Origin of the sequence: Lactococcus garvieae (genome assembly GCF_016027715.1) — a bacterium.
GTDB lineage: Bacteria > Bacillota > Bacilli > Lactobacillales > Streptococcaceae > Lactococcus > Lactococcus garvieae_A.
This window is the reverse complement of record NZ_CP065691.1, coordinates 2,039,917-2,052,237: the sequence shown is the minus strand read 5'-3', so window position 1 is coordinate 2,052,237 and position 12,321 is coordinate 2,039,917. Positions and strand designations below refer to the sequence as shown.

General features: G+C 37.7%; 17 protein-coding genes. 4 read left to right on the top strand and 13 right to left on the bottom strand.

All coding sequences use genetic code 11. The features are described from left to right. Positions 1-20: 20 nt before the first annotated feature. Positions 21-200 (top strand): hypothetical protein, encoded by a 180-nt coding sequence (locus tag I6G50_RS10305; RefSeq protein WP_081165289.1) that lies wholly within the window; start codon positions 21-23, stop codon positions 198-200. Between the two features lie 24 nt (positions 201-224). Here the strand turns inward: I6G50_RS10305 and I6G50_RS10300 are convergent, their stop codons facing one another. From I6G50_RS10300 to tmk, 6 genes are all read right to left on the bottom strand, one after another. Beyond that, positions 225-1,067 (bottom strand): transporter substrate-binding domain-containing protein, encoded by an 843-nt coding sequence (locus tag I6G50_RS10300; protein ID WP_197908782.1) that lies wholly within the window; start codon positions 1,065-1,067, stop codon positions 225-227. Between the two features lie 128 nt (positions 1,068-1,195). Next, the gene (rsmI, locus tag I6G50_RS10295; protein WP_197908781.1) at positions 1,196-2,062 is read right to left on the bottom strand and encodes a 16S rRNA (cytidine(1402)-2'-O)-methyltransferase; all 867 of its coding nucleotides are present in this window, start codon (positions 2,060-2,062) and stop codon (positions 1,196-1,198) included. Then, positions 2,059-2,400, bottom strand: coding sequence for a DNA replication initiation control protein YabA (locus tag I6G50_RS10290; RefSeq protein ID WP_042753065.1), 342 nt, complete (start codon positions 2,398-2,400; stop codon positions 2,059-2,061). The genes rsmI and I6G50_RS10290 overlap by 4 nt, the downstream gene beginning before the upstream one ends. A gap of 24 nt (positions 2,401-2,424) precedes the next feature. Further along, positions 2,425-3,198: a regulatory iron-sulfur-containing complex subunit RicT gene (ricT, locus tag I6G50_RS10285; protein ID WP_197908779.1), complete on the bottom strand. Its 774-nt coding sequence runs from the start codon at positions 3,196-3,198 to the stop codon at positions 2,425-2,427. Between the two features lie 12 nt (positions 3,199-3,210). Further along, positions 3,211-4,074: a DNA polymerase III subunit delta' gene (locus tag I6G50_RS10280; RefSeq protein WP_197908777.1), complete on the bottom strand. Its 864-nt coding sequence runs from the start codon at positions 4,072-4,074 to the stop codon at positions 3,211-3,213. A 25-nt stretch (positions 4,075-4,099) separates the two neighbouring features. Further along, positions 4,100-4,729, bottom strand: coding sequence for a dTMP kinase (gene tmk, locus I6G50_RS10275; protein WP_081165301.1), 630 nt, complete (start codon positions 4,727-4,729; stop codon positions 4,100-4,102). A 210-nt stretch (positions 4,730-4,939) separates the two neighbouring features. Between tmk and yycF the strand changes: the two genes are divergently transcribed. The 3 genes from yycF to I6G50_RS10260 are packed head-to-tail and all read left to right on the top strand — an operon-like array spanning position 4,940 to position 7,861. Further along, positions 4,940-5,641, top strand: a complete 702-nt coding sequence (yycF, locus tag I6G50_RS10270) for a response regulator YycF (protein ID WP_004259998.1) — start codon at positions 4,940-4,942, stop codon at positions 5,639-5,641. Next, positions 5,634-7,052, top strand: a complete 1,419-nt coding sequence (locus I6G50_RS10265; protein ID WP_197908775.1) for an ATP-binding protein — start codon at positions 5,634-5,636, stop codon at positions 7,050-7,052. Before yycF ends, I6G50_RS10265 begins: the two co-directional genes overlap by 8 nt. Then, entirely contained in the window at positions 7,049-7,861 is an 813-nt protein-coding gene (locus tag I6G50_RS10260; protein WP_004259990.1) for an MBL fold metallo-hydrolase, read from the top strand. Before I6G50_RS10265 ends, I6G50_RS10260 begins: the two co-directional genes overlap by 4 nt. 126 nt (positions 7,862-7,987) lie before the next feature. Here I6G50_RS10260 and groL read toward each other — a convergent pair whose 3' ends face one another. The 7 genes from groL to I6G50_RS10225 form a co-directional block, all read right to left on the bottom strand. Further along, on the bottom strand, positions 7,988-9,613 hold the full coding sequence (gene groL / locus I6G50_RS10255) for a chaperonin GroEL (protein WP_004259986.1): 1,626 nt from the start codon (positions 9,611-9,613) through the stop codon (positions 7,988-7,990). 26 nt (positions 9,614-9,639) lie between these two features. Next, a complete protein-coding gene (gene groES / locus I6G50_RS10250; RefSeq protein ID WP_004259981.1) occupies positions 9,640-9,921 on the bottom strand; it encodes a co-chaperone GroES in 282 nt (93 codons plus the stop codon). A gap of 117 nt (positions 9,922-10,038) precedes the next feature. Next, positions 10,039-10,569, bottom strand: coding sequence for a ClbS/DfsB family four-helix bundle protein (locus tag I6G50_RS10245; RefSeq protein WP_197908774.1), 531 nt, complete (start codon positions 10,567-10,569; stop codon positions 10,039-10,041). A 58-nt stretch (positions 10,570-10,627) separates the two neighbouring features. Beyond that, a complete protein-coding gene (locus tag I6G50_RS10240) occupies positions 10,628-11,017 on the bottom strand; it encodes a single-stranded DNA-binding protein (protein ID WP_004259973.1) in 390 nt (129 codons plus the stop codon). 65 nt (positions 11,018-11,082) lie between these two features. Next, a complete protein-coding gene (ytpR, locus tag I6G50_RS10235; protein ID WP_004259970.1) occupies positions 11,083-11,706 on the bottom strand; it encodes a YtpR family tRNA-binding protein in 624 nt (207 codons plus the stop codon). Positions 11,707-11,711: 5 nt separating this feature from the next. Further along, on the bottom strand, positions 11,712-12,029 hold the full coding sequence (locus I6G50_RS10230) for a thioredoxin family protein (RefSeq protein ID WP_004259967.1): 318 nt from the start codon (positions 12,027-12,029) through the stop codon (positions 11,712-11,714). Continuing rightward, positions 12,026-12,313, bottom strand: coding sequence for a hypothetical protein (locus I6G50_RS10225; protein ID WP_004259963.1), 288 nt, complete (start codon positions 12,311-12,313; stop codon positions 12,026-12,028). The genes I6G50_RS10230 and I6G50_RS10225 overlap by 4 nt, the downstream gene beginning before the upstream one ends. Positions 12,314-12,321: the final 8 nt, after the last annotated feature.

The window sequence follows — 12,321 nt, the reverse complement described above, 5'->3', positions numbered from 1 at the left end:
AAAAAAAGCTATAATAAACTATGGAAAATTTACGTAATGCTCTCGAAAATATGGAAGTCGTAACTTTAGGTGCAGCCGTTAAGTTTAGCGGTTTAAGCCGGGAAGATGTTCTTCTTTTTATCCACAACAATCCTCATCTCCGTGTTTTTGACGAGGAAAATCAATATTGGATTAATGAGAACGTGGACGGACATTGTTAAAAATAAAAAGTGCTTAGGCACTTTTTATTTATATTGTTCCATACCTGGAACTTGATCACCACCAAAATATTTTTGAGAAAGCTCTTTTAAATAACCTTCCTCAGCCATTTTTTTGATTTCCTCATTGAGATCTTTTTGAAGCTGGGTTTGGCTATTATCGAGTATATAATAAGTATAAGTCTTAAACTCAGGGTATTTTTCAAGATCAGTAGGCACCGTATCAGAAATACCTGTTACTGCATGTTCTTTCACAAGATTTTCAGCCGCTGATTTTGATGCAAAGATGAAATCCATCTGTCCATCAGATAATGCTTGCAGACGCTCTGCTAAGCCACGCTTTGAATAATCTACTGTAATCTTTTTATCGGGGTTAGAGTTGTTCCATTGATCCATGATATCACCATAGTTTGTCCCCGTTGGAATTTCAGTCTTTTTCCCTACAAGTCCTTCGATAGTTGTTATTTTATCTTTATCATTTGAGAAGATTGCATTGATTCCTTGAGTTGTGGGGTAGCTAAAGAGATACTTTTCTTCACGGGCTTTTGTTTTACCGTAAATGTTTACCCCAATATCTGCTCGTCCCGCATCTAAGGCTGCTAATATGGCACTGTCATCATAGGTCTGAAACTTAAATGTATATTGTGGCAGTTGCTCATCTACTTTTTTCAAAATATCATATTCATAGCCTGTCAGCTGACCATCCTTAGTGTATTCATAAGGATTTGATGAACCAGATATTGCTATATTTACTGTCGTTGTCTTTTTTTGCGTGTCGCTTGTATTTTTACTTGAATCTGAGCAAGCCGCCAAAAGAGTAAGGCCAGCTGCGCTCAAAGCTAGTAAGGTAAGAATCTTATTTTTTTTCATTATATCTCCACTTCCTTTTTACTCACTTTTTGATTTTAACATAATCTATACAATTTACTTTTCTCTAAGTTTGGAAATAAAGTTTCTTCTATTTTAAAAGTAAAAAAAAAAAGCCAGCACTGCTTTTTTTATAAATCATGGTATTGGGCATAAAGCTCTTGTCTCACTAAATCACGTTCTTTTGCTATTTGCTTAATAGCTACGTTAGGTTTCATTCCTGCGTCAACAAGAGCTAGAACAGCTTCTAGCGGAGTCGTTTCGGATTCTTCTTCAGAAACCATCTCCCCATCAAAACCTGAAACAATAATCAAACACTCTCCTTTGATAGGCTGCTCTTTTAATGAGAGTAAAATTTCAGAAATTTTACCGCGTCGGTATTCTTCATATATCTTTGTTAATTCTCTTACCAAAGCAACTTGTCGATCACCATAAACCGATGCTATATTTTCTAAAGTCTCCGCTACCCGGTAAGGCGACTCATAGAAAATTTGGGTTTCCGGATAAGCTACTTTTGTTTCCAAAAACTTTTTTTGCTCTCCTTTTTTCCGAGGCAAGAAGCCGTAAAAAATATGCGGCTGTGGCACTAATCCTGAAGCAATGAGGGCTGTAATCCCAGCTGATGCACCAGGCAGAGCTACCACGTCAATATTCAACTTGATTGCTTCTACCACTAAGTCGTGGCCTGGGTCTGATATTGAAGGCATCCCGGCATCAGATACCTGAGCCAGTGATTTTCCGGATAGAAGGAAATCAAGTAGTTTCGGAATTTTATCAAATGAATTATGCTCATGAAAAGATTCTTGCGCCACCTTAATTTCAAAATGATTTAAAAGTTTTTGCGTGTTTCGTGTATCTTCACTCGCAACCAAGTCGACACTACGGAGCGTTTCCAAAGCTCGTAAAGTCATGTCTTGCATATTTCCAATCGGGGTAGGCACCAGGTAAAGTTTACCCGCTTCACATTTCCCCTTGAAACTTTTTTGTATATTGATCATCTATATAGTAACTCCAAACAGTCCAAACAGTTTTCACCATCTTGCAATCGTTCTGCATAATGCAAGTGGCAAACATGAAAACCTTCATTAAAAATTTGGATGAGATTTGGATTGGGTTCATTTTTGGATTTTGAACTGGCTTCCTCTTCTTTTTTCTCAACATGAGCTAAACGCTCACGCAATTTTTCATTTTCCATGCGAATTGTCGCATTTTCTTTTAATGATTCATCTAGTGCATGACGTACTGTCGAAATTTGGCTTAAAGTATAAGCTAAACTTTCTTCCAGTAATCCTAATTGCACATAAATCTCATTCTTATCAGTCATAATTTCCCCCATAAATTATCTAGATACTATCGATTTTTAAACTTTTACTTCTGAAATGTCGAATTCTTTTATTGTATTTTCCAGTCGCAGTTTGACTCTATTGTTCAAAATATTAAGTCCAATAACTTTTCCTTCGCCTTCATCTGTCACAATATGTTCACCAAAATCAGGGAAATTTTTACGTGCTTCACGGTAAAATTCATCTTCATAAGAAAGACAGCACATCAAACGCCCACAAAGCCCATTAAGTTTGCTTTGTTTCAAAGATAAAGACTGATTTTTAGCCATCTTAATGGAAACATTCGGAAACTCATAGATAAATTCCGAACAACATAAAGGACGACCACATGGCCCAACCCCACCATAAATCTTGGCAGCATCACGCGCACCGATTTGTCTAAGCTCGATCCGTGTTCTAAAAGTTGCAGCTAGCTCTTTAAGCAGAGCACGGAAGTCTACTCTATTCTCTGATGTGAACGAGACAAAAAGTTGACTTTGATTTAAATTATAAGCTGCATCTGTGATTTTCATGTCAATTCCATTGGCAGCTACAATCTGGCGAATCGTGAGACAGGCTTGATATGAAAGTTGTTCTGTCGCCTCAATCATTTCCTGATCTTCTTTTCCTATTGCTCGAACAATTTCACCTGATATATCAACTTTGCTATCTGGTGGCAACTGCTTCATCACACGACCATAAGATTTGCCTTTAGCATTTTGAATAATCACTGGAGTTCTTGGCGCAAACTCTTCGTGGCCACCTACAAAAGTATTCTGTTCTCCATGAGTAAACTCTACTTCATAAATCATAGTTTCTTCTTCCTATTTCAGTACGATGTATTCTAAGCAAGCGCCAAAGCGAACATTGCTTTTCCACATTTTTTCTGCTTGAAAAGTTCTTTGCGTTAAAGTTGGCATCTTCTCTTGATTAAAGAGTTCCAAGAGTAAGGCAAAAATAAAACTCTGCCTCTCTTTTTCCTCAATGTTTTCCGTTATATTAGAAATATAGAGGAAAGCTTCTCTAGGGTCATTTTTTAATAATTTTATCAACTGTTGCACTTTATTTAGAAGTTCTGTGAACCATGCGGCACCAGCAATTTCTTGCGCTTCTTCCAGTGAATTACAGATGCGACTGAGGAGCTCTGCTTGTGTTTTTAGGGCACCATTTTTTTCAAGCGCTTCTTGTAAGTAGTGACTATTCTTCGGAAAGCTAAACACTTGCGTTCGGGACTTTATGGTTGGTAAAATTAAATTTTCATTTTCAGTCAGTAAAAAGACATGCGTTGCCTTGTCTGGTTCCTCAATTGATTTCAGCAAAGCATTTGCTGCATTACTATTCATCTTCTCCGCTTCCGTAATCAGAACAACCTTCTGAGCACTCTCGAAACCTGACTGACTAAAAACTTCAGCTAAGTCACGAATTTGCCCAGTCTTTATCGTTTGTCCATCTGGACGAATAACGTGTAGATCAGCAAATTTCTCCGCTGCAACGAGGCGACAGTGTCGGCACTCTTCACAAGGCAAGCCCTGTGTAGGATTTTCACAAAAAATCGCTTGACTTAACCAAATGGCCATATCGAAACTGCCAAAACCTCCACTGAATAAATAAGCATGGCTCAGCTTATTCGCTTGTAATACATAACGAAAACGTTCAAAAAGTGCCGGTTGAATTTCCGCGATATTCATGAAAACTCCTTTCTTTGAAATTTTGTTACAAATGAAATCTATTTTTTATTACAGATAATGCTTCTGCAACAACTGCTTCCAGTTCTTGACTAGCATCTATCGTAACAAAGCGCTCTGGTTCGTTTTTCACGATTTCCAGATAGCCTTTTCTGACTTTTCGATGCATGTCTGCACGTTCTAAATCAAGACGATTGACCTCATCTGCTCTATTTTTCATAATACGTTCAAGTGCAACATCTGTATCAATATCGAAATATAATGTCAAATCTGGTTTAAGACCATCTGTTGCAAATTCATTAAGCCAGTTTACAGGTTGAACACCAAGTTCACGTCCGTAACCTTGATAGGCAACAGACGAATCAATAAATCGGTCTACAATTACTAACTTACCTGCCTCAAGAGCAGGCAGCATTTTGGTTTGCATATGTAGACGTCTTGCTGCTGCAAAGAGCATTAACTCGGTCTTACTATCTATCTCCGTATTCTCTGTACTGAGAATTATATTGCGAATTTCTTCTGCTACACGCACACCCCCAGGCTCGCGTGTGGAGACCACTTTATATTGCGATCTCTCTAGTTCTGGAAGTATTTTTTGTAAAACTGTTGTTTTTCCAGCTCCATCTGGCCCTTCCAAGCTAATTAGTATTCCACTCATAAGATATATTATAGCAAAAATAAAAGGAAAAAATAGGGAAAAAATGTTCTTTTGTACTTATTATCTTCTATATACGTTTCTTATTTTACGGATTGTTTCACTTTTGTAAAATTTCTATATTATGGAATGCTTTACCTTGCTATACTACTGTAATAATTGTATAATGAGAAAAGCAAATAATATTATATACATCTAAGCGAAAGGATTATCATGAAAAAAATTCTTGTTGTTGACGACGAAAAACCAATTTCAGATATTGTAAAATTTAATCTTGTCAAAGAAGGGTATGAAGTAGTCACTGCTTTTGATGGTGAAGAAGCTCTTGAACTCTTTGAAGCAGAAAAACCAGACCTTATTTATCTTGATTTAATGTTACCAAAAATTGACGGACTTGAAGTTACACGTCAAATCCGTAAAACTTCAGAAGTACCAATTTTAATGGTTTCTGCCAAAGATACAGAGTTTGATAAAGTTATCGGCCTTGAACTTGGTGCAGATGATTACATCACAAAGCCATTTTCAAATCGTGAATTGTTGGCTCGTATCAAATCAAACTTGCGTCGTATGACAAACGTTCCTGTAGAACAACCAAAAGATTCTAAAAAAGAATTGGTTATTGGTACACTACGTATCAATCCTACGCACTATGCAGCTTACAAAAACGAAACTCAATTAGACTTGACACACCGTGAATTTGAACTTCTTTACTACCTTGCACAGCATCTTGGGGAAGTTATCACACGTGAAACTTTACTTGAAACAGTTTGGGGCTACGACTATTTCGGTGATGTTCGTACAGTTGACGTTACAGTACGTCGTCTTCGCGAAAAAGTTGAAGATACACCAAGCCGCCCTCAATATGTATCCACACGACGTGGTGTCGGCTACTACATGAGCGAACCACATGAATAAATTTTTTAATTCGATAGTACTTAAAGGAGTAGTGATTCATCTACTTCTTTTTGGCATTTTTGAGATAACAAATAGTACCTTTTATCAGACAGATACAACGGCACTTTTACAGTTTTTTATTTTTTATCTCATTACCCTAAGTCTTCTTATTTGGTATCTTAGTCGCTTAGCCCAGTCTGCAAATAAAATCTCCAATCAAGTAGATAATTTTTTACAAAGTAATTATGAAAATCGTCAGAGGTCTACTGACAACGATGAACTCGCAAGGGCTTATAACAAACTATTATTGTTAGGGCATGAGATTGAAGATCGACAAGAACATCTAGAAAATCAGCGTAACCAGCTAGAAAGTATTTTGACTTATCTGGCTGATGGAGTCATTACTACCGATAGACATGGTCATATCAATCTAGCTAACCATGCAGCCCTTAACCTCTTAGACCAAACAAGTGAAGAAATTATTGGAAAAGAGTTAATCAATATCTTAAAGATAGCCGATGATTATTCTTTCCATGATTTACTCCAAAAAGAGCCTGAGTTAACTCTGAATACTATTAATTGCGATGGCGCTGCTGTTATTCTCCGAATTAACTTTATGCTTTTCCGTAGTGAGTCCGGATATATCTCTGGTATTATTGCCGTCATCCATGATACAACTGAACAGGAAAAGATTGAGCGTGACCGCCGACTTTTCGTCTCTAACGTTTCTCATGAGCTACGTACACCTTTAACATCTGTTAAAGCTTATCTGGAAGCACTGAATGACGGCGCCCTCTCTGATCCTGAAGTAGCAGCAAACTTCGTGGACGTTTCACTTAATGAAACAGATAGGATGATTCGGATGATTGGGGAGCTTCTAGAACTCTCCCGTATGGACCAAGATAAAGTCAAACTCCACACAGAAGTCATTAATTATGTTGATTTTATCAATTATATTATTGATCGATTCGATAAAATCATTGAAAAAAATTACAGCAATTTCAAAATTATTCGTCAAATACCTACACAAGAAATCTGGCTTGAAATCGATACAGACAAGCTGTCACAAGTTATTGACAATATTATTAATAATGCCTTTAAATATTCTCCAAATGGTGGTAATATAACTATAGCTGTATGGTGTGAAAATAATAAAGCATTTACTTCTATTACGGACCAAGGAATGGGAATTCCTAAATCTGGCTTGACCAAAGTTTTTGATCGTTTCTACCGGGTAGATAATTCATCAAGAAACAGTCAGATTGGTGGGACGGGCTTGGGTCTGTCTATTGCTTTTGACATTATGAAACTACATAATGGAGATATCCAAGTCACTTCAGATGGTAAAAGTGGCTCAACTTTCACTTTATCTCTACCTTACAGCGATGAGATTAATCAAGAAAATAATGACTGGGAGGATTTTGCTGAATGAGCAACGAATCAGCATTTAAATATTCAATTTTAGCTTCAGGTAGTACTGGAAACTCTTTTTATCTGGAAACACCTGAAAAGAAAATCCTCGTAGATGCCGGACTATCAGGTAAAAAGATTGAGAGTCTATTAGGCGAAATAGATCGTGATATTAAAGATATTGACACACTTCTTATCACACATGAGCACAGTGATCATATCAAGGGTATTGGCGTTCTTGCACGAAAGCATGGCATTCAGCTCTATGCAAATGAACTGACTTGGCAGGAACTCGACAGTAAAAACTCATTAGGAAAAATATCTAGTGATCAAAAACATATTTTTGAGATGGGCAAAACAAAAACCTTTGGTGATATTGACATTGAAAGTTTTGGAGTCAGCCATGATGCCATCGCACCACAATTTTACCGTTTCATGAAGGACGATAAATCCTTTGTCTTACTAACAGATACAGGTTATGTAAGCGACCGTATTCGAGGAACAATTGAGAATGCTGATGGCTACCTCATGGAAAGTAACCATGATATTGAAATCCTGCGGATGGGAGGATATCCTTGGAAAACTAAGCAACGTATCCTTAGCGACCAAGGTCACTTATCTAACGAAGATGGTGCAGAAGCAGCATTTAATGTTTTAGGAAACAAAACTAAGCGTATCTTCCTTGGTCACCTAAGCCTAAACAATAACATGCAAGAACTTGCACACATGACTATGGATGGATTTCTCGCCCAACATGACGTAGATACTAAACGTGATGTACACATCCTTGACACTAGCCATGAACATGCAAGCAAGCTTTATGATATTTGAGTTTAAAATAAAAATCTCCTTTACTTCTAAGGAGATTTTTTAGTACAGTTCTCATATCACAGAGCTTTATTTTTTATATTACTAACCTAAAAAGAACCCTTTAATATCAAGGGTTCTTTTATATTTTTACATCATGCCGCCCATCATTGATGGATCCATTGCTGGAGCAGCAGGGGCTGCAGGCTCTGGTTTATCAGCAACAACAGCTTCTGTTGTTAAGATAAGACCAGCTACTGAAGCAGCATTTTGGAGTGCTGAACGAGTTACTTTTGCAGGGTCAACGATACCTGTTTCAATCATTTGTACCCATTCACCAGTAGCAGCATTAAAGCCAATACCTTTTTCAGAAGATTTAAGTTTATCAATAATAATTGAACCTTCGTAACCCGCATTTGCCACAATTTGACGTACAGGTTCTTCAAGTGCACGACGGACAATCATGATACCGGTTTGCACATCGCCTTCTTCTTCTAACTTATCAAGTGCAGAAATCACAGTTACAAGGGCAGTACCTCCACCTGCAACAATACCTTCTTCAACAGCAGCACGTGTTGCATTAAGAGCATCTTCAATCAAAAGTTTTTGTGCTTTAAGTTCAGTTTCTGTAGCCGCACCTACTTTGATTACAGCAACACCACCAGAAAGTTTAGCTAAACGTTCTTGAAGTTTTTCACGGTCAAATTCTGATGTTGTTTGTTCAACTTGAGCTTTGATAGTTGCTACACGCGTTGCAATTGCATCTGCAGAGCCTGCACCTTCAACGATTGTTGTGTGCTCTTTATCCACAGTGACTTTGTTAGCTTGTCCAAGTGCATCTAAACCTGCATCTTTAAGTTCCAACCCAAGTTCTTCAGTGATTACAGTACCGCCTGTAAGAATAGCCAAATCTTCAAGTTGTGCTTTACGGCGATCACCAAAGCCTGGTGCCTTCACAGCAACAACATTGAAAGTTCCACGAATCTTATTCAACACAAGTGTTGGCAATGCTTCACCATCAACATCATCCGCTACAATAAGCAATGGACGGTTTGTTTTCAAAATTTGTTCAAGTAAAGGCAAGATTTCTTGAATGTTAGAAATCTTCTTATCTGTAATCAAGATATACGGGTTATCAAGGTTAGCAACCATTTTTTCGTTATCAGTCACCATGTATTGTGACAAGTAACCACGATCAAATTGCATACCTTCCACAACTTCAAGTTCAGTTTGCATACCTTTTGATTCTTCAATAGTGATAACACCATCGTTGCCCACTTTTTCCATGGCATTAGAGATATATTCTCCAACTTTTTCTGAACGTGAAGAAACAGCTGCGACTTGTGCAATTGCTTCCTTACCAGATACAGGAATAGACAACTCTTTCAGTGCTTTTACTGCTGTTTCAGTCGCCAACTCAATACCACGTCGGATACCAACAGGGTTTGCACCAGCAGTGACATTTTTCAAACCTTCACGAACAATTGCTTGTGTCAATACAGTAGCTGTTGTTGTACCGTCTCCAGCAACGTCATTTGTTTTTGAGGCAACTTCACTGACGAGTTTAGCACCCATATTTTCAAAGTGGTCTTCTAATTCGATTTCTTTAGCAATAGTTACCCCATCATTAGTGATGAGTGGGCTGCCATATGCTTTTTCAAGAACAACGTTACGACCTTTAGGTCCAAGTGTTGTTTTTACTGTATCTGCTAAAATGTCAATACCACGTACCATAGCTGAACGTGCGTCTGATGAAAATTTAATATCTTTTGCCATTTTTTACTCTCCTATCTTTATTTTCTTTAAACAATCGCAAGAATATCAGATTCTTTGATAATCAAAAAGTCTTCGCCTTTAAACTTGACGTTTGTGCCAGCAAATTTTTCAAAGAGAACTGCATCACCAACTTGTACTGTAGGTGCAATAACTGTACCGTGATGTGTTGTTTTACCTGGACCTACTGCCACAACTTCTGCCACTTGTGGTTTTTCTTGTGCTGCTGAGGCCAAGACAATGCCACCTAAAGATTTTTCTTCTTCCTCTTTTATACGCAAAACAACGCGATCCGCTAAGGGTTTCAACATGTTAATCCTCCATTTTATGTTATTTTAGCACTCTTTAAGTTCGAGTGCTAATTTATATATCTTATTTTACCGCGAAGGTCAAAATTAGTCAAGAAAAAAACTTCATTTTTTATATTTTTAAAACGTTTTCTTGTGAAGCCTTATTTTCTTCAAGGCCCAATCATAATGAGAGGCCAATGAAGATTGAAAATACTGCCCAAGAGTGGTTGTTCCAGTCCATGAATAAAATTTTTTTGTGTAAAGCTCTTCATTGGTAAATTCTTGTAATAAATTGAGGGTCTTTTGATGGCTTATGGCTAACTTTTCTTTCATCTCTTCGTAAGAAGACTCTTGGTGCTTTTTCCAAAAAACTTGATTCATCTCTGCATAGCTTTTCCAAGTATAGGGGACAGGTAAAAAGCTTTGATTTTTTCCTTTTTGATTATTTAATACAAAACTTTGCAGAAGTTTTTGCCACTCATAAAGATGCGCAAAAACATCGCGTATATTTTTATCCCGACCCCAGTGGGCTTCTTTACCATGCTCCTGTCCGAATTTAAAGTTCCCTTGTTGTACTTCAGGAGGTAAGTCTTCCAATAGTCTGCAAATCTTCCTCCAGTTTTCTTCTGAATACTGAATCAGTTCTTCTTTTGTTTTAGCTTTTACCATCTTTTTCCCCTTACTCTATACTCCTTTCATCCTATCAGAAGTAAAAACTTTTTTCAAACTAAAAAGGGAGTTCATTTTCCTTTAAATCAAGATCTTCATTTTCGATATTTCCCTCTCGCAGAGCTATGGTAGCACGACTCTCTAATATGTCAAAATTATTGACCAATACTTCAGTTACATAGCGCTTTTGATCCTGCTTGTCCATATACATCCGTGTGCGAATTTCTCCCTCCACAGCAAGTAAAACGCCTTTTTTAGCATAAGAAACACAGTGTTCTGCTAGCTTTTCCCAAAAAACTAAGGAAATAAAATCTGTTTGCCTTTCTCCTGATGTATTTTTATAGCGTCTTTTAACCGCTAAATTTATCCTAAGTAAACTCTTATCTCCTGTGGTCTTACTTATCTCAGGATCTGCAGCAAGTCTGCCAACGAGTAGTGTTTTATTCATTTTTCTACCTCCTTAGCTCTTTATACGAAAAAAGACCTCCGTTTTCACCGAGATCTTTTTTTATTTTATGCTTGCCACATTGTTGCTGCATCAAAAGCAACTCCTGCTGTTAAATCAGAGTTCAGTTCAACAATACCACGGACTTGTGGTGCATTTGGTAAGTCAAGTTCACGCGCTGAACATAGCATTCCAAAAGATGATACACCACGAAGAGCCCCTGGCCAGATTAGACTACCTGAAGGCATCATCGCACCTGGCAATGCAGCTACAGTCTTCATACCAATAGAAGCATTTGGAGCACCACAAACGATTTGAACAGGTTCTTCCAAGCCAACTTCGACTTGACACACATGTAAGTGGTCACTGTCCGCATGATCTTCCATTGTCAGAATCTCCGCTACTACAAATTTAGGCTGACCATCATAAACAAGCTGTTCTTCAAAACCGGCTGCGCTCAATTTTGTATTGAGTTGTGCTACTTGGTCTTCAGTCAGACTGTTTTGCCCTTGCACTAAGTTCGGCCACTCACCTTTAATATTGAAGATATTCCAAGCTACTGTCTGACCATTATCTTCCCGAAAAACACGCGCGACGTCTGCTTTGCGTTCATAGTTTACTTCTGCCCCTTCATTATTCGCCACAATCAGCATGAGGACATCACCAACATTTTTATTATACGTTGCAATCATTTTGTTTATTCTACACCCTTCAAAAATTCACTAACTTCTTCTTTAGTTTTTCGTAATTTATTGACTAGACGTCCAGTTTCTTTACCATTCTCAAGCGTCACAAAACTAGGAATACCCATGATTCCCCATTCAATAGCCAAGTCCATAAATTCATCACGATCTACTTGAACAAAGTTAAAATCCGAAAATTCCGTTTCAAGCTCTGGTAATTTTGGTTTAATGAAAGTGCAGTCTGGACACCAACCTGCAGTAAAATACAGTACTTGTTTGCCATCAGATTTAACAATTTCAGCTAATTCTTCATAATTTTTTGGAATAATCATAAATACTCCTCCCCTAATTCGGTAATTTTTAAGGTTTCCCCATCAATTTCAAAATCAATGCTTTGGTTTTCACCAAGAATTATACCGCCTTTGTAAATGGCGCCACGGTCTGCTTCTTCAAAGATCCAGACCGCTTGAATATCTCGGTCAGCAAAAGCTTCACGCACAGCTTCGATAACTTCTGCACGCAAGTTTTCTTCAACATGTTTGTAGCCCTGATAGAGTACCTGCGCACCAGCTATACCAGCGAGGACCCCCAAGCCAACTTTCAAATATTTTTTCATATAAAAAA